The following is a 19384-nucleotide window of genomic DNA, read 5'->3' as shown; positions in this document are numbered from 1 at the left end:
GTGCCGCAGCGCGTTGCACACATTCCGTGACCTGCTCGCAACTTTTCGGCGCTTCGGGTGAGAATGGATCAACGCAGCAAGCTTTCCCTTCCCCCTTCAAAAATCCGCACACCGCAGGAGCCTCAAGCCATGGGAACCATCGGGCGCACCTCCAACAACACCATCGCGCGCACCACCACGACCACGGGGACCGGCGCGGCCGCCCCGGCCAAGACGGCGACCCCGGTCACGGCGAAGCCGGCCAACACCGTGAAGGACGGCTTCGACACCAAGTCGTCGAGCGGCGCGGTGCGCACCGCGGCCCCCACGGGCGTGTTCACGGCTCCGGCCGGCGCGAAGGACAAGGCCTACGACGGCAAGATCATGGGCAAGGGCGGGCAGGCCTTCGACGCCAGCACCCCGCTGAGCCAGATCCCCGCCTACGAGCCCAAGGGCGGCGTGAAGCAGCCCGGCACCATCATCTACGTGAACGGGATGATGACGGACAAGGCTGGCCAGGAGACCACGATGCAGGCCATCGCGGACAAGACGGGCCAGAAGACCATCGGTATCCACAACTCCACCGAGGGCTTCTTCAAGGACCTGGGCCAGTGCATCACGGACAAGATGGACAAGGGCAAGAACCCGGCCGTGGATACGCTGGCGGACTCGCTCTACACGGAGCTGAAGGCCGGCCGTGACGTGCACCTGATGGCGCACAGCCAGGGTGGCCTCATCACCAGCCGCGCGCTGAGCGACGTGGCCAAGCGGCTGCGCATCGAAGACGGGCTGTCCCCCGCGCAGGTGCAGGAGAAGCTGGGCAAGGTCTCCGTGGAGACCTTCGGCGCCGCGGCGGCGACCTACCCGGACGGCCCCAAGTACGTCCACTACGTCAACGACAAGGACCCCGTGCCGGGCCTCTTCGGTCTGGGCACCAGCGGCAAGGGCCCCCTGGATCTGATCAAGCACGCGGGCAAGGACGCGAAGATCCACTACTTCTCCGAGAAGAGCATCTTCTCCGGCGCGCACAACATCAACGACACGTACCTCAACCAGCGCGTCCCGTTCGACCAGGCCCGCACCGGCAATTTCTGAGGTAGGGAACGGCGTGTGATATGACTGCACGTATGACGCTCGAAGAAGCCCAGCGACTGGTGCAGTCATTCATCCGGGGCCACGGAGGCGATGCGCAGGCCTCCGGGCTGAACGCGAAGGGATTTGGCGGCGCCGCGCTTGGCGACGCGCAGGTCTACTTCGAACACGTGAAGGACTCGGGGGCGCTGAAGTGCAGCGCCCTCATCTACCGCTTCCGCGACGCGCCCCGGCCGGGCGTCATCGACGGGTTCCGTGACGAAGAGAAGAAGGGCACGGACACCGGCGGCGGCAAGGTGGACTACGAGACCGAGAACAAGTCCCTCTTCCTGAGCCGCACGTACGGCGTGGTGCCGTCGGAGCAGCAGTTCAAGGAAGACGTGGACCGGCTCGTGGAAGCCAGCCTCGTGTGGGGCGACGAAGTGTTCAACCGCGTCGCGGATCGCGTCATCCCCGCGAAGTGATCAGCTCTTTCTCCAGCAAGGTGCAGTGGCTGCTGTCCTCCATGGGCCTGGCGCGTCCCGCGCCGCCCGCGGGGGGCCCGATGACGCGCGACGCGGCCCGGCAGCTGGTGAAGTGGTACCTCCAGTCCCAGGGCGCCGGCGTCACCGAGGGCCTCAACGAGCAGGGGCTGGGCGGCATGATGAGCGGCGAAGGCCAGTACGCCTTCGAGCACGTCGAGTCCCCGCCAGCGCTCAAGTGCAGCGCCCTCATCTACCGGTTCCGTGAAGCGCCCAAGCCCGGCATCATCGAGGGCTTCCGGCAGCAGCAGGAAGAGGGCACGGACACCGGCGGCGGCAACGTCGACTTCGAGCCGGACACCGGCAACCTGTTCCTGACCCGCACCTACGAAGTCATGCCGGACGGCCGCGAGTTCACCCGCGACCTGGACCGGCTGGGCAAGGCCAGCATCGTCTGGGGCAAGGACGTGCTGGACCGCGTGGCCCACAAGGTCTTCGGCACCTGAGCGTTCCCGAGCACCACGGGAGGCGCGCCTCATGTCAGGCGCGCCCCGGGGCCGGGCAAAGCCGCTACACCGACTGCATCACGTAGAACTTCAGGTACTTCCCTTCCGGGAACTGCAGGCGCACGGGGTGGTCCGGCGGCTGGTAGCGCTCTTCCACCAGCGCCAGGTCCACGCCAGCCTTGAAGCCCGCCTCGCGCACGGCGCCCATGAACAGGTCCCCCGTCACGCGCGCGGAGCACGACGCCGTGGCCAGCAGACCGCCGGGACGCAAGAGCGCCAGGGCCTGCCGGTTGAGGGACGCGTAGCCGTCCACGGCGGCCTCCACCGCGCGCTGGCTCTTCGCGAAGGCGGGCGGGTCCAGGATGATGAGGTCGAACGTGCGGCCCTCCTCCTTGAACGACTGGATGAGGTCGAACGCGTCCGCCGCCAGGAAGTCGTGCTTCGCCGCCGGTAGCCCGTTGCGCGTGAAGTTCTCCCGCGCCAGGGCGATGGCCTCCGGGTCCTGATCCACGGAGAAGACGCTGTTGGCCCCGCCCAGCGCCGCGTTCACGGAGAAGCCGCCGCTGAAGCTGAAGCAGTTGAGCACGTCCCTCCCCTGCCCCAGCCGGCGGATGAGGTAGCGGTTCTCACGCTGATCCAGGAAGAAGCCCGTCTTCTGCCCCTTCCACGCGTCCACCAGGAAGATGGCGCCGCGCTCGCGGATGGGGATGAGCTCCGGGGCCTCCTCGCCCCACAGCATCTTCCCGCTGCCGCGCCCGTCGTCCTCCTCCACGTCGTCGCGCCCCACCTCGTCACGGCCGAGGATGCCCTTGAGGCCTGGGACGCCCGCCTTCAGCGCCTCCACGATGAGGGGGCGGTAGGGGGTGAGGCCCGCGGAGTAGAGCTTCATCACCGCCCAGCCCGCGTACAGGTCCACCACCACGCCGGGCAGGCCGTCGCCTTCGCCATGGATGAGGCGGTAGCTGTCCGTGTCCTTCAGGTCGATGAGCGCCGTGCGCGCGGCCAGGGCCCGCTGCACGCGCTGGGTGATGAAGCGCGAGTCCACCGTCTCTCTCGCGTCCCGCGTGAGCACGCGCACCGCGATGGCCGAGTGCGGGTCGTAGTACCCGCGCGCGACGAACTTCCCGTTCTCCGTCAGGTCCACCACGCTGCCGGCCGGAATCCGCGGCATGTGCTCCAGGGCCTTGCGGAACACCCACGGGTGCCCCGCACGCAGGTGACGCCCCAGGCCTCGGGCCAGCTCCAGCTTCACGACATTCACGTTGAAACTCCTCGACTGCGGGCCGGCCGGCGGCGGGAGAGGAGGGCACGCGCCAGCTCCTCGAAGCCCCGCCCCTCGGGCGCCCGGGTGATGAAGGCCGGCGGCGCGTCGATGCGATCCAGCACCGCGCGCACGTTGGCCACGCCCACGCCCAGCTTGAACGCCTGGAACATCGGAGCGTCGTTGAAAGAATCCCCCGCGTAGACGTACCGGCCGTCCGCGGGGTCCAGCTTCTCGCCCCACGCTACCTTGGCGAAGCGGCGCGACGCGGAGAGTTTGTCGAAGCGGCCCAGCCAGCAGTTGACGTGCACCGACGAGCGCACCGCCGACACGCCCCGGGCCCGCAGCAGCGACTCGATGCGGGAGGCCCCATCATCGCCCAGCCGGGCTTCCTCGTTGTAGTCCACCGCCAGGTCCACTTCCGTGTAGCGGCTGTCCACGGACAGCCGCGCGCCGGGCACCTGGGCGAGCACGCGCTCGACCTCCTTCTCCAGGCGCTGGCGGTTCGCCACGCGCTGGGCGGGCGGCTCCAGGTACACCTTGCGCAGCTTCCCCTTGGCGTCCTTGAGGAAGAACAGCCCGCCGTTCTCCACGACGACGCCGTCCACGGGGAGCTGGCGGGCCCACGCCTCACCCCACCCCGCTGGACGGCCGCTCACCAGCACCACGCGCAGGCCGGACGCGGACAGCTGCTCCAGGGACCGCACCGTCTGGCTGCGCAGCTTGTGGCCCGTCGTCAGCGTGCCATCCACGTCGGTGAAGACGCCCTGCACACCGGACAGGTCCGCCTGCCGCAGGGGGCGCGGTTCCACGGCCTTCACACTCACTGTCTTCACATCACGTCCAGTTGCGCGAGCTGGGACTGGAAGGACTCGATGGTGGAGAGCAGCTCCGGGCCCGTGAGCGTGGCGAGCTTCAGCTTGCGCGCCTTGCGCAGGAACGCGTCCATGGTGGGGTCCCGGCCGTAGAGCGACTGGGCGCTGGCCGCGGCCTCCGCCAGGGCCTTGGCGGACGCGACCGGATCCTTCGTGGACTGGGCCAGCGCGCGCTCCAGGCGCACGCCGCACGCGGCCCACACCTCGCGGTCGTGGAGGATGAGCAGTTGGCGCTGGTTCACCGCGGACAGGCTCCGCACCAGTTCCTCCAGCCCTTCCGTCACCGTCAGCAGCCGTCCCGGCTCGGGGGCGGATTCGAGCGCGAGCGCGCCAATCTCCGCGCGGGCCTCCACGATGTGGCGCTTGTCCTGTGCGCGCAGGTTCCGGTACGCGGCGGTGCGGCCGAAGGCGTCCAGCTCCGTCTGGAGCTGCTGCGCGTTCCACAGCACCTCCTCCGGCTTGGCGTCGCGCACCTTGTTGAGCCGCGCCGTGACGATGCGCGACAGGTCGGACGTGATGGCGCGCACCGTGACGGCCGCCTTCACCTCCGCCTCGTAGCCGGGCACCACCTGGGCGCGAGACACCTCGCCGAAGGTGCTCGCGGACTCGAAGACGAGCTGGCTCATCTGTTCGCGGTAGTCAGACCGGAAGCGTTGGATTTCCGCCAACAGCTGCCAGCGGTCGCTCACCACGGACGGGTTGCGCATGGCCTCGCCCAGCTGGGTGATGCTCTGGGCCAGACTGGCCATGCCCTCCTGGAGGATGGCGGGCACGTCCGCGGGGCCCTTGCGGGGCGCGGCCGGCTGCGGCGTACCGGGGAACTGCTCCCGGATGACGTTGAGCAGCGCGTTGACGTCCATCACCGTGTCGCGGATGACGGGCGCCATCTCCTCCCACAGCGACAGGTCGGGGCTGGCGTCGACGACGGGCGTCTCGTACTTCACCAGGTCCAGGTCACTCAGCCGGGAGATGGCCTGGGCCGCGGCGAGATACACCGCTCTCAGCCGCGCGGAGAAGGCGCGGTCGGGCAGCGACTGGAGGATTTGTTCGAGCCTCGGGGTCAGGGAGGCCGGCGGTGGATTCTCGGCGGCAGCGGACACGTTGCCCCCACTCTACCGCTCGACATCGCGTCCGGGGAGTTCTAGCAAGCGTCCCGGGCCCGAGGGCTGGGCCGGGGAGTCCACGGAAATGATCCAGGTCTGTCTGTGGGAGGACGGCAGGGCTGTCTCGGGGGGTGAGGAACTGCTCGATCGGCCGGGGCCCAAGTGGATCGACGTCCTGGAGCCGAACGCGGAGGTGCTGGGCCGACTGGCCGAGCGCTTCCAGCTACACCGGCTGGCCGTGGAGGACTGCCTGCACCTGGACCAGCGGCCCAAGCTGGAGGAATATCCGCACCACCAGTTCATCGTGATGCAGGGCTTCAGCTGCGGTTCGGACGTCACGGAGCTCACGCTGCACGAGCACCACTTCTTCCTCGCGCAGGACTGGCTCATCAGCGTGCACGAGCTGCGCCTGCCCAGCCATGACGCCGTCCTACGGCGCGTGAAGGACGACCCCGCGGGCACGCTGGGCCGGGGCGTGGACGTCATCCTCTACATGCTCGCGGACGCGCTCGTGGACGCGCAGTTCCCCATCATGGACGAATTCGGCGACCGGCTGGATGACCTGGAGGACGCCATCTTCGCCGAGCCGGATCCGGAGCACCTGCAGCGCATCTTCCAGCTCAAGCGCGCGCTGGTGACGCTGCGCCGCGTGCTGTCTCCGCAGCGCGACGTGGTGGGCATGCTGTCGCGCCGGGGAATCCCGCAGATTCAAGAGAAGACGACGCTGTACTTCCGCGACGTCTACGACCACCTGATACGGCTGTACGAGCAGATCGACGCCAGCCGTGACGTGGTGGGCAACGTGATGGACGGCTACCTGTCCGTGGTGGCCCAACGCACCAATGACATCAGCAAGCAGCTCACCATCTTCGCCACCCTCTTCCTGCCCCTGTCCTTCATCGTGGGGTTCTTCGGGCAGAACTTCGAACAGTTGACGGGAACGGGCTGGTACGTCGCCATGTGGGTGACCATGGTGGGCTTCCCCCTGGGGCTCGTCGGCTGGTTCAAGTACAAGAAGTGGATCTGACGCCGCCCCCTGCGACGGGCCGCGAGGAGGCACGCATGCTGACGGTCGCCGTGGATGGGATTCCGCTGCACTACCGGGACGAGGGCCAGGGGTTGCCGGTGCTGCTCATGCACGCCTTCCCGTTGGATGGCTCCGCGTTCGACCGGCAGGTGGCCGCGCTGTCCGGACGCTACCGCTTCCTCGTGCCGGACCTGCGCGGCTTCGGGCAGAGCCGGCTGGGTGAAGGCCCCACGGAGATGCGCAAGCTGGCGCAGGACGCGCTCGCGCTGCTGGACGCGTTGAACATCGACACGGCGGTGGTGGGCGGCGTGTCCATGGGTGGCTACGCTGCCCTGGCGCTCTTGCGCGAGGACCCGGGCCGGGTGCGCGGACTGGTGCTTTCGGACACGCAGTGCACCGCGGACGAAGCCGCCGGGAAGGACAAGCGCGAGGCCACCGCGCAGCAGGCGCTGAAGGAAGGCACGGCGTCCGTCGTCCAGGGGCTGGTGCCCAAGCTGGTCCACGCGGGGCCGGACTCACCGGTGGGCCGCGAGGTGACGAAGCTGGGGCTGTCCGTGTCGCCGGAGTCCATCGCCGCCGCGCAGCGGGGCATGGCGCTGCGGTTGGACAGCAAGGATCTGCTCGCGCGCTACGCGGGGCCCGCGCTGGTCGTGGTGGGCGAGCACGACACCGTGACGCCGCTGGCGAAGGCGAAGCAGATGGCGGACCTGGTGCAGGGCGCGCGGCTGGAGGTCATCCCCGGCGCGGCGCACCTGCCCAACCAGGAACAGCCGGAGGCCTTCAACTCGGTGCTGGACAGCTTCCTCACGTCGCTGGCCTGATGGGCGGCATCCCCGTCCTTTCGCCAGGGAAGTGCGCGATGATGAAGTCCCCCGCTCCGGAAAACATGTACCTGCCCGACGTCGAGTCGCACGAGTCCGACGGGCACTACGGGAAGATGATCGCCATGGCGCGGGCCGGGGGCATGACGCCGCCGGGCATCTGGCACCTGTTCGCGTTCAAGCCGCGCATGACGGACGCGCTGTCCGCCTTCACCCACGAGGTGATGCGCGGCCCGTCCCCGCTGTCGGCCGGGCTGCGGGAGCTCATCGCCGCGTATACGTCGCGGCGCAACGCCTGCGTATTTTGAACGGGTTCTCACGCCGCGGTCGCGGCGGAATTACTGGGCAGCAAGGAGCACGTCCAGGCGGTACTGGACGATATGAAGACGGCCCCCATTCCGGAGGCCGAGAAGGCGTTGTTCGCCTTCGTGGACCAACTCAACGACGCGCCCGGAGACGTGCGCCGCGAGGACGTGGAGCGATTGAAGGCGGCCGGCTGGTCGGACGAGGCCGTGTACGACGCGGTCTCCGTCTGCGCCCTCTTCAACTTCTACAACCGGTGGATTGACGGCACCGGCGTCCAGGGCCTCTCACCGGCCATGTACGAACGGTCCGGGAAGCGCATGGCCGCGGGCGGCTACCTGCCCGCGCCACCTCCCGGTTTCCCCCCCAGGTCCGGAGGGGAACCGGAGCGCTGAGGCTCACGGCTGGCAGACGACCTGCGAGTCCTGCACGGCGCACGACGAGCAATCCGCCGTCTTCACCAGCACGCCCTGCTGGCACGTGAGGATCGCGGCGCCGTTGGGGCTGCACACGCCCTTGCCCTCCGCGTTCGTGGCGCACCCGTCGTTCTCCTGGTTGAGGGACGTGTCGCACCGCACGCTGTCCGCCAGCTCCCGGCAGCCCAGCGGCCCCCGGCACGCGAGCGGGCGCCAGGTGCCGTTGCGGCACTCCAGGGCCTGCGCGTCCTCCTGGCACACGTAGTCGCCGCCGTCACACGAGTCGCCCGAACCCGGCCCGCCACAACCGGAAAGAAGGAAGAAACCGACGAGAGACAAGAGCGCAAGGGGAAGACGGTTCATGGGTGCCGGCGACTCTTTTCGACAGGTTTTTCGCTGTCAACCGCCGCCGAGCGTCTCGCGAAAGTAACGCCGGAAGTTGCCACCCATCACACGTTCCACCCACGACTCCGGGTGTCGTTTGAGCAGGGCTTCCGTGAGTCGCGGCAAATCCGTCACATCCCGCATGCCCCGGGGCAGCGCCACCATGCCGTCGTAGTCGCTGCCCACGCCCACGCCCTCCTCCCCCATCACGTCCACGGCGTGCTCCACGTGGCGGACCACGTCGTCCCACGTGTCGCCGCCCAGGTACACCGGCGCCAGGATGATGCCCACCACACCGCCGCGCTGGGCAATGGTGCGCAGGGCCGCGTCGGACAGGTTGCGCCAGCCGCCGCCCGCCGCGCGCACGCCCGTGTGCGAACAGAAGTAGCGCACCGTGGGGTGAGCGAAGAGGTCCGTGAGCGTCTGCTCGGAGGCGTGCGCCACGTCCACGCTCATTCCCAGGCGGGCCATCTCCTCCATCACCTGGTTCCCCAGCGGCGTCAGCCCCCGGTTGCCCATCATGGGAAAGGACGAACCGCCCAGGTCGTTGTTGGACAGGTGCGTGAGCCCCATGAAGCGCACTCCGCGCCGGTGCAGCTCCTCGATCCGCTCCACCTGGCCTTCAATCGCGTGGCCGCCCTCCACGCCCAGCACCGCGGATAGCCGCCCGTGCGCGAGGTTGTCCTCCAGCGCCGCCCCCGTGGTGGCGACACGCACGGTGTCCCCTGAGCGGGCGCAGAAGGAGTCCAACTTCTCAATCTGCCAGAGCGCGCGAGTCCACTCGCTGCCGCGCGCCTCGCGGGGCCACTTGCGCCACGCGGCGAACAGCGGGAAGCCGCCAATGAACGGGAAGCCCCGGGTCACCAGCGTGAAGCACTGCAGCTTCACCCCCGCCTCGCGCAGGCGGGGGAAGTCCACGTGCCCCTCCGTCGACCGCTCGCACAGGTCGCGGTTCCACATCAGCGAATCCGCGTGTCCGTCCGCGATGCACCACTGGCGATGCAGCTCCTTCACGTCACCCATGCCAGCAGTCTTCGCCACGCCCTCCCGCGATGACAAGCGCCCCGGGACATCCCCCCGTCACACGTCACGTCCAGTCCGCGCCTTCGTCATCGCAGCCGTCCCAGAGGTCATCCTCCAGAGGAAGCCCCGCTTCCGCCGCTCCCGCCGGGCCCACGAGCGCGTCCGTGCGAACCTCCGACACCTCGCGCAGCGCTTCCGGGGGACCATAGGGCCGTCCCTCCGCGTTCAGCAGGCCCCGGAGCGCATCCCGCAGCTCCGCGCCCGTCTGGAAGCGCAGGTCGCGGTCGCGATGGAGCACCCGCTGGAGCACGGCCCGCATTCCCGGCGAAAGCCCCCGCGTGGCCTGCTCCACGTGCGCCGGTGTCAGGCATGCCATGCGCGCGGCCATCAGCGGCGCGGGGAGCCAGCTGGGTGTCTCCGCGCACAGCCCGCGCGTTCCAGGCACGGGCTGGGCCTGCTGCGCGGCGCGCTCCACGTCGTCCAGGTCCAGCAGGTGCAGCCCGGTGAGCAGCTCCAGCAGCACCATCCCCAGGGAGAACAGGTCCGCGCGGCCATCCAGCGGCAGGCCCTCCAGCGCCTCTGGCGAGGCATAGGCCACGTCCCCGCGCACGAGCCCCGGCTCCGTCACCACGCGCCCGGGCAGCCGCGACCACGCGAGCGCGAAGTCCGACAGCCGCACCCGCCCGTGCACGTCCACGCGCAGGGAACGGGGGCTGATGTCGCGGTGGACCACGCCCACGGGCAGGCCGCGCGAGTCCTCCAACGCATGGGCGTGATGGAGCGCGTCCGCCACCTCCGCGCCCACGTACGCGGCGAACGCCTCCGAGAAGGGCCGCCGCCGCAGCGCCGCGAAGCTGGACAGCGTCTCCAGGCACGGCCCGTCCACGTACTCCGTCACCAGATGGGGCGCGCCGTCGTGCACCCGCACCAGGTACACCGGCGCGATGGCCGGGTGGGACAGCCGCATGAGCAGCTTCACCTCTTCCCGCAGCCGCGCCCGCGCCACGTCATCCGTCACGTCGCGCAGGCGCTTGATGAGCACCAGTCCGCCCGGCGTGCGCGCGTAGTGCCGGCGGGCGAGCAGCAGCTCCCCTCCGGCGCGCGACCCCAGGTAGCGCACCAGCTCATAGGACGTGGCCCCGGTGGTGAAGAGGATGAACGGCCGGGACGCGGAGGACGCGGGGGGATGGGTGGCCATCGTGGGTGACGCTCCTGACGAAGAGGCGCTTCCCGGGGGTGGGAAGGCATGAGGAACTCCTCACGCCCGCGTCCTACCACCCGGGTCAGACATCCCCATCCGACCCCACCGGGCATCTCCCGACTAAAAAGGAAACGGCCCCCACCGCGAGGGTGGGAGCCGCCGCCTTCAAGTATTTTCCCCAGTCCGGAAAGACAGAGGCGCGTGAGGCGCGGGGATTACTTGTCCAGCTTCTTCACCGCCGCCACCAGGGTGACGTCGCGGGCGACCATGTCCTTGCCGTCCATCACGTAGGAGGCGCGCACCTGCGAGCCTTCCTTGATGTCGTCCAGCTTCACCGCGCGGCTGCCATTGTCCATCAGCGCGGTCCGGTCATTGGTCTTGATCTTCAGTTCCTTGTTGGTGCTGTCCACCAGCGTCAGCGTGTCACCGGACTTGGCGATCACGCGGCCGTTGACGGTGGTCGCCGCCGCGGCGCTGGTGGTGCCGGCCATGCCGGAGCCGCCCTCGGCCAGGTCCTCATTCCGGTTGGCCTGGGCCTCGGCCAGGTCCTGCTCCTCGTCGCGGACGTCCTCGTTGGCGCTGGCGATCTTGTCGTTCGCGTCCTGACGGGCCTCCGCGATGTCCTCGTTGGCGTCATGCTGCGCCGACGCCATCTCCTGGTTCTCGTCCTGACGCGCCTCCGCCGTCTCCTGCGCCGCTTCCTGACGGGCCTCGGCGACATCCTCGCGCTGCGCCTGGACGTCATCCTTCTTGCAGCCGGTGACCATCGTCAGACCCGCGACCGCCGTAACCGCAATCATGAGCTTCCGCATGTGTGACCGCCCCCTGTGAGTGTGTTCTTGAGTGCCGGTGATTTGTTCCCCGGCGTTGGGCAGAAACTGGTCGCTCCCCCCGTACCTGCACAGCGCTTGGCAACGCATGGAGCCATGAGCAGGGGCGGCCCGCGCACGAGGAAGGCCCTGGCCGCTCGCCTGCTGGGGAAGCGGAACAAAACGCATTCGAGCGCGAAAAATCCGTTCCAGTGCGCTGAAGCAGGCCTTTTGCGTGGGGGAGGCTGTGCGTTGACAGGGCAGAACCGCCCTTGTACTGGCACCGGCGGGTCCCGACCGACGGGGACCGGAAGGAGCCGTGAGGCCGTGAACGTGTGGGTCAACGGAGAAGCGCGGACGCTGCCAGAGGGCAGCACCCTTTCGTCCCTGCTGGCGCTGTTGGAGCTGGGCAGCGGCCCGGGGGTGGCGGTGGAGGTGAACGCGGAGGTGGTGCGCCGCGCCCGTCACCCCGAGCACCGGCTCCAGGACGGGGACCGGGTGGAGATCGTCACCTTCGTGGGTGGCGGGTGAGTGAAGGCCCTGGAGAGGAGACGGTCATGAGCGGTATCGCGGACAAGCCTTTCACGCTGGCGGGGGTGACGTTCACCTCGCGGCTCATCGTCGGGACGGGGAAGTACCCCAGCCACGAGGTGATGAAGCAGTGCCACGAAGCGTCGGGCGCGGAGCTCGTCACGGTGGCGGTGCGGCGGTTGGACCTGAAGGCGACGGGCGAGGCGTCGCTGATGAACTGGATCGACCGCAACAAGATGCGCCTCTTGCCCAACACGGCGCTCTGCTACACGGCGGAGGACGCGGTGCGCACGTGCCGGCTGGCGGAAGAGCTGGGCATGAGCAAGTGGGTGAAGCTGGAAGTGCTTGGCGACGAGAAGACGCTCTACCCGGACGTCGAGGAGACGGTGAAGGCCGCTCGCATCCTGGTGAAGGAAGGCTTCACGGTGCTGCCGTACACCAGCGACGACCCCATCACCGCGCGCAAGCTGGAGGACGCGGGCTGCGCGGCGGTGATGCCGCTGGCGGCGCCCATCGGTAGCGGGCTGGGCATCCGCAACCCGCACAACCTGCGGCTCATCCGCGAGGTGGTGAAGGTACCGGTCATCGTGGACGCGGGCGTGGGCACGGCGTCCGACGCGGCCATCGCGATGGAGCTGGGCGTGGACGCGCTGCTCATGAACACCGCCATCGCGGGCGCGAAGGATCCGGTGCGCATGGCCGTGGCCATGAAAAAGGCGGTGGAGGCCGGCCGCGACGCGTTCCTCGCGGGCCGCATCCCGCGCAAGGCGTACGGCTCCGCGTCCAGCCCCATCGAAGGGCTCGTGGAGTAGCGGTGCCCGTCCTGCCCCGCCTCGTGGTCATCACGGACTGGCGGCTGCCCCAGGCGCGATTGCTCACCGCGCTGGAGCGGGCGCTGGAGGCGGGGCCGGACGTCGCCGTGCAGCACCGTCACCCGGAGGCCTCCGGGCGGCTGTTCCTGGAGGAGGCCCGGCTCCTGGCGGACGTGTGCCGGGGCCGGACGCTGTTCGTGAATGGCCGGATGGATGTCGCGCTGCTCGTGGGCGCGCACCTGCATCTGCCCGCTTCTGGCACTTCTCCCCGCGACGTGCGCCCGTTCCTGCCCGCGGACCGGTGGGTGAGCGTGGCGGTGCATGACGCACGCGAGGCGGGTGCCGCGGTGGGCGCGGACCTGGCGCTGGTGAGCCCCGTGTTCGCTCCGGGGTCCAAGCCGGGGGACACGCGCGACACGCTGGGGCCTCATGGCTTCAGGGGGCTCGCGGAGCGGTTGCCCTGCCCTGCCCTGGCGCTAGGGGGGATGACGCCGGAGCGGGCCCGGGAGGTGCCGGGGGCCTGGGGCGTCGCGGTCATCTCCGCCGTGCTGGAGGCGGAGGATCCGCGCGCGGCGGCCCGGGCGCTGCTGGACGCATGCCGGCCCCCGCGCGATTGAGGCGGCGCTATGCTGCGCGGCCGTGACGCCATCCCCGACCTCCGTTGAGCTGCGCCCGCTCGCCATCGGAGAAATCATCGACCGCGCGGCGACGTTCTGGCGCGCTCACCTGAAGCCCCTGTTCGTGCTGGTCCTGGGGTTCGACCTGCTCAACTACATCGCGGTCAAGGCGTTCACCGTCGCGATGACGCGCACGGTGGGCGTGTTGCCCGGGCTGGGTGGGGCTCCCTCGGGCACGGACCCCACGCAGGCACTGACCCAGTCCGGCATCGTGATGGGGCTGATGCTCGTGCTGTACGTGTTCCTCGTGTGGAACTTCTGGGTGGCCACCACGGCGGCGGCCCGGTACGTGATTCCCGCGAGGCTGGGTGAACCGGTGCGTCCCTCGGAAGGTCTGCGGCGGGCCGTGTCGCGCCTGGGCACGCTGACCGCGACCTACCTGCTGTCCATCGCGTGGGCCGCGGGGGTGACGCTCCTGCTGTGCCTGCCCGGCTCGCTCGTCATGGGGATGGGCGTGGTCGCGGCCGTCACCGGCAAGGGCACTGGCGGCGGAACGGTGCTCAGCATCGCGTTGATCATCATCGGCGCCATCGTGCTGGGCCTGGGCGCGTTGGCGGCGGTGCTCTGGTACTTCCTGCGCTTCATGCTCCTGCCCCCCGTGTTGGCCATGGAGGACGTGGGCGCATGGGCGGCCTTCAAGCGCTCCGGGGCCCTGCTGAAGGGCAATGTCGAGCCGGGCTTCATGGGCCGGGGCACGGTGCGGGCCATGGTGCTGTCCACGGTGGTGGGCGGCATCCTCATCGCGGTGAGCCTGGTGTCGGGGCTGCCCGCGTGGATCGTCCGGCTCGCCTACGGTGGCAACCTGTTGGACCCGGCGGCGCAGGCGGCCATTCCGCAGGCGCTGCTCGTCCCCGCGGAGCTGTTGCAGGTGGTGGGGCAGTCCTTCTTCACGCCGCTGAGCTTCGTGGTGTCCGCGTTCTTCTACGTGGACATGCGCGTGCGCCGCGAGGGCCTGGACCTGGAGCGGCGCATCGCGACCGCGGAGCCGGCAACGCCGTCCCCCTGACAACCCGTGCCCGCCCTGCCCCTGCTCCTCCTGCTGGCTGCCCTGCCCCCGTGCGCTGACCGGGAGGCCGTGTCGCGCCGGCTCGAGGACACGGCGCGCTCGCGGCCCGCCGCGTTCAACGCGGAGGTGAACCGGTTGATGGAGGCGCTGGACGGCGTGCCCCTGCCGCCCGGAACATCCGGCCAGACGGAGCCCGACCGTGCACGGCAGCTCACCGTGTACCTGGAGGCCGTGTGCGGCCTGGACGCGGAGCCGGCCGTATCGCCCGGCGTGACGAGCGAACCGGAGCGGCTGCGCGCCATCCTCGACCGGCCGGAGTTCGCGAGAGCCCGGCAGCGCAACAGCGACCTGCTGACGCGCCTCTTGCGCGAGCTGCAGACCTGGCTGGAGGGCCTCTTCGAATCCCGGGGGGCGCAGGGCTTCGCGGTGGCCACGCGCGCGGTGATGCTGGGCCTGGCGCTAGCGGTAGTGTTGTTCGGCGTGCTTCGGGTGCGCTGGCGCCGGAGCAAGAAGGCCGTCACCGCGCAGGGAGTGGAAGGTGAAGCCGCGCCCCTGGAATTGGACACGCCTGGAGAGCACCTGGGCCGGGCGCGCACCGCGCTGGAGACAGAGGACGCGCGCGAGGCCATCCGCGAAGGCTTGCTGGGCCTGCTGTCCACGTTGGAGCAGCGCAAGCTGGCGCGGCCGGACCGCGTGAAGACGAACCGCGAGCTCGCCGCGGAGCTGCCCACGCGAGGCGCCCCCGCGCGCGTGACGGGTGAAGTGGAGCGGCTGGTCGGCTGGTACGACCGGGCCTTCTATTCGCTGGAGCCGGTGTCGCGCGAAGAGGCCACCCGCTTCGTGGAGTCCGTGGAGCAGTTGCACGGCTCGCTCGCGGAGGTCCGACCGTGAGGAACGCGCGCGTCGCGGTCGTCCTGGGCTTGATGATCGCCGTGGCGCTGGCGGTGGGCCTTGCCTCGCACGAGGCCCCGCCGGACTCCCCCGTGCCGTCCATCACGAACCCGGGCCCGCTGGGGCTCAAGGCCCTCTTCGTCTACCTGGAGGAACGCGGACGGGACGTCAGCGCGCAGACGTCGTCCCTGGACTCGATTCCCGCCGGCACGCGCACGCTGGTCATCGCCGCGCCGCAGGCCCAGCCCGTGACGAAGGAAGAAGTCGCCGCGTTGGAGCGCTTCGTCCGGGGCGGCGGCACGCTGGTGTATCTGTCTCCGCATGCGCTGGCGGAACACCAACCGGGCATGGAGGACTGGCTGCACATCACCTCGGGCGCGCTGCCCGGTACGAACCACCAGGGCCTTGCCTCCGAATGGGTGGATCCCGCCGGCGTCACCGTGGACGTGTGGCTGCCCGCTGGCGCGCTGCGCGACCTGTCGCTCCTGCGCGTGGCCCGGGATCGGAGCCTGCGAGTGGAACACGGGGACGCGGTGCCGCTGGCGGGCCTGGGCGGCGCGAGCGTGCTGTGGCGCTGGGGCCTGGACCAGGGCGAGGTCTACGTCGCCGCGGGCCCGGACCTCGCGGAGAACCGGCGACTGGAGCTGCTCGACAACCTGCGCTTCTGGGATGCGCTCGCCGCGCGCGGCCCCCTGCGCTTCGACGAGTTCCACCACGCCGTCATCACCCGCCCGCCCCTGTCCCAGGGCCTCTGGGTCTTCATCGCGCAGAGCCTCGCCGTGGGGCTCGTCTACGTCGTCTCCCGAGGCACGCGCTTCGGCGCGCCCCGGCCCGTGCGCGTGGAGCGGCACCGCTCATCTCGCGAGTACGTGCGCTCCCTGGGCTGGCTCATGCGCCGCGCGAAGGTGGAGGCGGAGCTGCTGCCGGAGCTCGACACCGGCCTGCGACGCCTGATGCACGAGCGCCTGGGCATTGCCCCTTCCCTGCCGGACGCGGAGGCCGCGCGCCTCCTGGCGGAGACCTGCGGCATCCCCGCGCGCGACTACCTGGACGCGAAGGAAGACCTCGTGCGCACGCGGGAGCGCACACCCATCCGCCCCGCCGACTACACCCGCCTCGCTCGCCGCTACGCCCTGCTGGAGCGCCGCGTGACGGGTCGCGCTGGAGATCTCCAGGAATGACGAAGGCGCGGTGTCCGGCGCGCTCACACGCTGCGGAACCGCGCCCTCCTGCCGCCCGACCGGACCTACAGCTTCTTGCCCGCCGCGAGCATCGCCTCACCCACGTGCTGGCGGATCTCCGTGACGCGCGCCTCCCAGCTCTCGTGGAAGATCTTCTCCGCGCGCTCCCGGTTCGGGCCCGGGTTGTCCGCCAGCGCCGCGTTGACCTGCTTCACGTAGTCCTCCGGCGTGGTGGCGATGCGGCACAGGCCCACCTTGCGGACCTCGGGCAAATCCGACGACACCACCGGCAGACCAGACGCCAGGTACTCGCGCACCTTCAGCGGGTTGGAGTTCAGCGTCAGTTCGTTGATGACGAACGGGTTGAGCGCCACGTCGAACGCCTTGTTGTAGCCCGGCAGGTCCGCGTACGGCTTGCGCCCCAGCATGTGGATGTTGGGCACCGCGCGCAGGCGGCTGTCATCGCAGTCCGGCGTCGTCTTGCCCACGATGACCACCGAGCCCTCCGGGTGCGCCTTCGCGCACGCGATGATGGCGTCCTGATCAATCCAGTCCGCCACCAGCCCGAAGAAGCCGATGATGGGCTTGGGCAGCTTCGCGATGTCCTCCGGAATCTTCGTCGCCGGGTCGCACGCCTTCACGAAGTGCGCGTGGTCCGTGCCGTGGCGCACCAGCACCGTGCGCGGGTTCATGCGCTTCTTGTTCTCATACAGGCGCTCCGCGGACGTGATGCACATGTCCGCGCGGCGCAGCAGGCGCTCCTCCAGCTCCGCGATGTGCTTGCCATTGGTGTCGCTGAACGCGGAGAACTCGTCCACGCAGTGGTACACGACGAAGTCCTCGCCCAGCGTGCCGGACACCGGCGCGGACGCAGGCAGGAAGCTCCAGGAGATGGGGCGCTCGAACTTCAGCTGCTTCATCGCGCGCAGCACCTGGAGCCGCAGCAGGTGGCGGTTCGCCTGGCGCACCGTCTCCGAGCCGTAGAACGGAATCGCCAGCGGCGCGAGCACGTGCAGGTTGGGCTCCACCTCGCGGATGCCCTGGGTGAACGTCTTCAGCTTCTTGATGATCCGCTGCGCGTCGTGCGCGTTCGCCTTGGGCGCGCGGTTGCCAATGCTGTTCACCCACAGCACGCGGTTGTCCCGCGAGAGGATCCGCATGATGTGGACCTTCGACAGCGGATCCCCGTCCCAGTCGTTGGAGAACACCACCAGGTCCCGCCCACGAAGGGCCCGCTTCGACAGGTCCATCTCTTCACTGCGCCGCATCGTCTTCTCCTGAAGTCAAAAGTTCCGTGCTGAAAGCCCTGAAGCGCGCCCTCTCACTCGAAGGCGCCCCAACCCGTCCCCACTCCGTCACGCCGCGTTCACGGTTCCTGCACCTGCCATGCCGGACGGCAGCAACTCCGCGTACATGTCCAGCATCACCGGCCCCGCATCCGGAGCCGTCACCTTCGCCGGGCCCGCCGCCAGCGCGTCGCGCACCGCCTGCGCCAGCGCCCGCTCGTCCCCGGCCTTGAACAACCGCGTGCCCTCCGGCCGAGCGCACACGTCGCTGGCCACGCACGGCACGCCCAACGCCAGCGCCTCGCGCACGGAGATGGAGTCCCCGTCGTGCGTCGTGGGCCGGATGAAGGCGTCGCTCTGGGACAAGAGCCCCAGCGCCTTCGCGTGCTCCAGCTCGCCCAGGTCCTCCAGCAGCCCCGCCACGCCCAGCTCGCGCGCGTCGCGGATGAACTCTTCCGAGCGCGTGCCCGGACCGAACAGCGCCAGGCCCACGCCCGGATGTGTCTCCGCCACGAGCTTCAGCGCGCGGAACATCTGCTTGCGCCCATACACAGGCGACGGGTGGTGCGCCATCGCGAGCAGCGGACCGCGCCGGGCCCGCGCTGCCTCCACCTCTGGCGTCACCGGACCGGGCCGCACCTGCGAACCGCAGAAGGCCGGATGCACCACGACCTTCTCCTCCGGCACACCGCACGCGACCACCGCGTCGCGCACCGCCGGGGACACCGCCACCACCCGCGCGTAGCCCGCCAGCGCCGTGCGCGCGAACACGCGCCGGGCCTGCGACTCCGCCAGGTAGTCAGGAATCAGCCCCGAGTGCAGCGTGATGACGCGCGGCGAGCGAGGCCCGGGCATGGTGCCCACCAGCGCCGCCAGCACCCACGCCTTCGGGTTGTTGCCGCTGGTGTGCAGGTGGACCGTCCAGCCCGCGGAGGTGAATCCCGCGAGCCGCAGGCCGAAGGCGGCGGCGCCGTGTACGGGGAGGACGTCCGGAGCCGGCCGGCCACCCTTCCCGATATCGAGCACCTTCGCTTCGACCTCGCGGTCGCGCAGAAATTGATGGAGTTGACGGACGTGGATGGCCACGCCCCCGTACGGCGGCGGGTAGTCCCCGACGAGCAGCACGCGCATGAAGGAAGCCCCTTGCCCAACGAAGCGAAGTGCCTAGCGCGCGGAAGCCTGCGCGGAGGGACGTGGGACCTGGGTGAGCTTCGGCGGCGCACGCGTGGGCAACAGGCCCATCTCGCGCTGGTACGTGGTGAGCGGATCCGCGTCCTGCCGGATGACCTTCGCGGGCACGCCCGCGACCACCGCGCCCGAGGGCACGTCCTTCACCACCACCGCGTTGGCGCCAATCACCGCGAAGTCGCCCACGTGGATGTTGCCCAGCACCTTCGCGCCCGCGCCGATGCGCACGTAGTCGCCAATCACCGGCGCGCCCTCCAGCCCGGAGCGTCCGCCAATCGTGACCTGCTGCGAGATGAGGACGTGACGGCCCACCTTCGCCGCCTTGTGGATGACCACGCCGATGCCGCCGTAGCCCAGCTGCGTCCCCTCGCCGAGCTCCGCGTCTTCAGGGATGTAGGAGCTGTGCAGGTAGTAGATGGCCTTGCGCAGAACCGCGGGCAGCAACGGCACCCCTCGCTTCTTCAGCCCATGCGCCATCCGGTACAGCGTCATCGCGTCGAATCCCATCACGCCTCTCCTCGCCCACATCCGAACTCCGTGACGCCTGGAAG

General features: G+C 70.0%; 23 protein-coding genes. 13 read left to right on the top strand and 10 right to left on the bottom strand.

Features of this window, described 5'->3' with window-relative positions:
• Positions 1-129 precede the first annotated feature (129 nt).
• The 3 genes from D7Y15_RS08460 to D7Y15_RS08450 are packed head-to-tail and all read left to right on the top strand — an operon-like array spanning position 130 to position 2038.
• Positions 130-1074 carry a hypothetical protein gene (locus D7Y15_RS08460; RefSeq protein WP_120580320.1) on the top strand — a complete coding sequence of 315 codons (945 nt, stop codon included), beginning with the start codon at positions 130-132 and terminating at the stop codon, positions 1072-1074.
• A 32-nt stretch (positions 1075-1106) separates the two neighbouring features.
• Positions 1107-1535, top strand: a complete 429-nt coding sequence (locus tag D7Y15_RS08455; protein ID WP_120580319.1) for a hypothetical protein — start codon at positions 1107-1109, stop codon at positions 1533-1535.
• Positions 1532-2038: a hypothetical protein gene (locus tag D7Y15_RS08450; protein WP_233597390.1), complete on the top strand. Its 507-nt coding sequence runs from the start codon at positions 1532-1534 to the stop codon at positions 2036-2038. Before D7Y15_RS08455 ends, D7Y15_RS08450 begins: the two co-directional genes overlap by 4 nt.
• Before the next feature lie 64 nt (positions 2039-2102).
• Here the strand turns inward: D7Y15_RS08450 and D7Y15_RS08445 are convergent, their stop codons facing one another.
• Genes D7Y15_RS08445 through D7Y15_RS08435 form a run of 3 tightly spaced genes read right to left on the bottom strand, consistent with a single transcriptional unit; the run spans position 2103 to position 5274 of the window.
• The gene (locus tag D7Y15_RS08445) at positions 2103-3299 is read right to left on the bottom strand and encodes a class I SAM-dependent rRNA methyltransferase (RefSeq protein WP_120580318.1); all 1197 of its coding nucleotides are present in this window, start codon (positions 3297-3299) and stop codon (positions 2103-2105) included.
• A complete protein-coding gene (locus D7Y15_RS08440) occupies positions 3296-4111 on the bottom strand; it encodes an HAD-IIB family hydrolase (protein WP_233597389.1) in 816 nt (271 codons plus the stop codon). Before D7Y15_RS08440 ends, D7Y15_RS08445 begins: the two co-directional genes overlap by 4 nt.
• Before the next feature lie 20 nt (positions 4112-4131).
• Entirely contained in the window at positions 4132-5274 is a 1143-nt protein-coding gene (locus D7Y15_RS08435) for a hypothetical protein (RefSeq protein ID WP_120580316.1), read from the bottom strand.
• Positions 5275-5362: 88 nt separating this feature from the next.
• Between D7Y15_RS08435 and D7Y15_RS08430 the strand changes: the two genes are divergently transcribed.
• From D7Y15_RS08430 to D7Y15_RS08415, 4 genes are all read left to right on the top strand, one after another.
• Positions 5363-6304, top strand: coding sequence for a magnesium transporter CorA family protein (locus D7Y15_RS08430; protein ID WP_120580315.1), 942 nt, complete (start codon positions 5363-5365; stop codon positions 6302-6304).
• A 35-nt stretch (positions 6305-6339) separates the two neighbouring features.
• Positions 6340-7125 (top strand): alpha/beta fold hydrolase, encoded by a 786-nt coding sequence (locus tag D7Y15_RS08425; protein ID WP_120580314.1) that lies wholly within the window; start codon positions 6340-6342, stop codon positions 7123-7125.
• 38 nt (positions 7126-7163) lie between these two features.
• A complete protein-coding gene (locus tag D7Y15_RS08420) occupies positions 7164-7433 on the top strand; it encodes a peroxidase (RefSeq protein ID WP_120580313.1) in 270 nt (89 codons plus the stop codon).
• Between the two features lie 72 nt (positions 7434-7505).
• Positions 7506-7823 carry a carboxymuconolactone decarboxylase family protein gene (locus D7Y15_RS08415; RefSeq protein ID WP_120580312.1) on the top strand — a complete coding sequence of 106 codons (318 nt, stop codon included), beginning with the start codon at positions 7506-7508 and terminating at the stop codon, positions 7821-7823.
• 3 nt (positions 7824-7826) lie between these two features.
• On the opposite strand, the gene D7Y15_RS08410 is transcribed toward D7Y15_RS08415, so the two are convergent.
• From D7Y15_RS08410 to D7Y15_RS08395, 4 genes are all read right to left on the bottom strand, one after another.
• Complete coding sequence (locus tag D7Y15_RS08410; RefSeq protein WP_120580311.1) at positions 7827-8207, bottom strand: hypothetical protein; 381 nt, start codon at positions 8205-8207, stop codon at positions 7827-7829.
• 36 nt (positions 8208-8243) lie between these two features.
• Positions 8244-9251, bottom strand: a complete 1008-nt coding sequence (locus D7Y15_RS08405; RefSeq protein WP_121752228.1) for a dipeptidase — start codon at positions 9249-9251, stop codon at positions 8244-8246.
• Between the two features lie 64 nt (positions 9252-9315).
• A complete protein-coding gene (locus tag D7Y15_RS08400) occupies positions 9316-10449 on the bottom strand; it encodes a serine/threonine-protein kinase (protein ID WP_120580309.1) in 1134 nt (377 codons plus the stop codon).
• Between the two features lie 218 nt (positions 10450-10667).
• Positions 10668-11252, bottom strand: coding sequence for a hypothetical protein (locus tag D7Y15_RS08395; RefSeq protein ID WP_233597387.1), 585 nt, complete (start codon positions 11250-11252; stop codon positions 10668-10670).
• Between the two features lie 336 nt (positions 11253-11588).
• On the opposite strand from D7Y15_RS08395, the gene thiS reads away from it, so the two are divergent.
• Genes thiS through D7Y15_RS08365 form a run of 6 tightly spaced genes read left to right on the top strand, consistent with a single transcriptional unit; the run spans position 11589 to position 16359 of the window.
• On the top strand, positions 11589-11792 hold the full coding sequence (thiS, locus tag D7Y15_RS08390) for a sulfur carrier protein ThiS (RefSeq protein ID WP_120530083.1): 204 nt from the start codon (positions 11589-11591) through the stop codon (positions 11790-11792).
• Between the two features lie 26 nt (positions 11793-11818).
• Positions 11819-12604: a thiazole synthase gene (locus D7Y15_RS08385; RefSeq protein ID WP_120552339.1), complete on the top strand. Its 786-nt coding sequence runs from the start codon at positions 11819-11821 to the stop codon at positions 12602-12604.
• 2 nt (positions 12605-12606) lie between these two features.
• Positions 12607-13221, top strand: a complete 615-nt coding sequence (locus D7Y15_RS08380; RefSeq protein WP_121752227.1) for a thiamine phosphate synthase — start codon at positions 12607-12609, stop codon at positions 13219-13221.
• Between the two features lie 22 nt (positions 13222-13243).
• Positions 13244-14287 (top strand): hypothetical protein, encoded by a 1044-nt coding sequence (locus D7Y15_RS08375; RefSeq protein ID WP_120580306.1) that lies wholly within the window; start codon positions 13244-13246, stop codon positions 14285-14287.
• Positions 14288-14293: 6 nt separating this feature from the next.
• On the top strand, positions 14294-15178 hold the full coding sequence (locus tag D7Y15_RS08370) for a DUF4129 domain-containing protein (protein ID WP_121752226.1): 885 nt from the start codon (positions 14294-14296) through the stop codon (positions 15176-15178).
• On the top strand, positions 15175-16359 hold the full coding sequence (locus D7Y15_RS08365; protein WP_121752225.1) for a DUF4350 domain-containing protein: 1185 nt from the start codon (positions 15175-15177) through the stop codon (positions 16357-16359). The genes D7Y15_RS08370 and D7Y15_RS08365 overlap by 4 nt, the downstream gene beginning before the upstream one ends.
• Positions 16360-16424: 65 nt before the next feature.
• Here D7Y15_RS08365 and exoP read toward each other — a convergent pair whose 3' ends face one another.
• From exoP to D7Y15_RS08350, 3 genes are all read right to left on the bottom strand, one after another.
• Positions 16425-17627 (bottom strand): spore coat polysaccharide biosynthesis glycosyltransferase ExoP, encoded by a 1203-nt coding sequence (exoP, locus tag D7Y15_RS08360; protein ID WP_120578266.1) that lies wholly within the window; start codon positions 17625-17627, stop codon positions 16425-16427.
• An 87-nt stretch (positions 17628-17714) separates the two neighbouring features.
• Positions 17715-18776: a glycosyltransferase family 4 protein gene (locus tag D7Y15_RS08355; protein WP_121752224.1), complete on the bottom strand. Its 1062-nt coding sequence runs from the start codon at positions 18774-18776 to the stop codon at positions 17715-17717.
• 33 nt (positions 18777-18809) lie between these two features.
• Complete coding sequence (locus D7Y15_RS08350; protein ID WP_120578268.1) at positions 18810-19340, bottom strand: serine O-acetyltransferase; 531 nt, start codon at positions 19338-19340, stop codon at positions 18810-18812.
• Between the last annotated feature and the right edge of the window lie 44 nt (positions 19341-19384).

This window comes from Corallococcus sp. AB030 (assembly GCF_003668965.1).
In the GTDB taxonomy this organism is placed as follows: domain Bacteria; phylum Myxococcota; class Myxococcia; order Myxococcales; family Myxococcaceae; genus Corallococcus; species Corallococcus exiguus.
Note: the sequence above shows the minus strand (reverse complement) of the source record. Positions and strands in the feature narration are given on the sequence as shown.

Excerpts from the sequence above, each read along its gene's own strand:
- D7Y15_RS08420 (WP_120580313.1), top strand. The coding sequence starts at position 7,164 with ATGATGAAGTCCCCCGCTCCGGAAAACATGTACCTGCCCGACGTCGAG.
- D7Y15_RS08385 (WP_120552339.1), top strand. The coding sequence starts at position 11,819 with ATGAGCGGTATCGCGGACAAGCCTTTCACGCTGGCGGGGGTGACGTTC.
- D7Y15_RS08425 (WP_120580314.1), top strand. The coding sequence starts at position 6,340 with ATGCTGACGGTCGCCGTGGATGGGATTCCGCTGCACTACCGGGACGAG.
- D7Y15_RS08350 (WP_120578268.1), bottom strand. The coding sequence starts at position 19,340 with ATGGGATTCGACGCGATGACGCTGTACCGGATGGCGCATGGGCTGAAG.
- D7Y15_RS08455 (WP_120580319.1), top strand. The coding sequence starts at position 1,107 with ATGACGCTCGAAGAAGCCCAGCGACTGGTGCAGTCATTCATCCGGGGC.
- D7Y15_RS08355 (WP_121752224.1), bottom strand. The coding sequence starts at position 18,776 with ATGCGCGTGCTGCTCGTCGGGGACTACCCGCCGCCGTACGGGGGCGTG.
- D7Y15_RS08405 (WP_121752228.1), bottom strand. The coding sequence starts at position 9,251 with ATGGGTGACGTGAAGGAGCTGCATCGCCAGTGGTGCATCGCGGACGGA.
- D7Y15_RS08460 (WP_120580320.1), top strand. The coding sequence starts at position 130 with ATGGGAACCATCGGGCGCACCTCCAACAACACCATCGCGCGCACCACC.
- exoP (WP_120578266.1), bottom strand. The coding sequence starts at position 17,627 with ATGCGGCGCAGTGAAGAGATGGACCTGTCGAAGCGGGCCCTTCGTGGG.
- D7Y15_RS08410 (WP_120580311.1), bottom strand. The coding sequence starts at position 8,207 with ATGAACCGTCTTCCCCTTGCGCTCTTGTCTCTCGTCGGTTTCTTCCTT.
- D7Y15_RS08430 (WP_120580315.1), top strand. The coding sequence starts at position 5,363 with ATGATCCAGGTCTGTCTGTGGGAGGACGGCAGGGCTGTCTCGGGGGGT.
- D7Y15_RS08395 (WP_233597387.1), bottom strand. The coding sequence starts at position 11,252 with ATGATTGCGGTTACGGCGGTCGCGGGTCTGACGATGGTCACCGGCTGC.
- D7Y15_RS08400 (WP_120580309.1), bottom strand. The coding sequence starts at position 10,449 with ATGGCCACCCATCCCCCCGCGTCCTCCGCGTCCCGGCCGTTCATCCTC.
- D7Y15_RS08415 (WP_120580312.1), top strand. The coding sequence starts at position 7,506 with ATGAAGACGGCCCCCATTCCGGAGGCCGAGAAGGCGTTGTTCGCCTTC.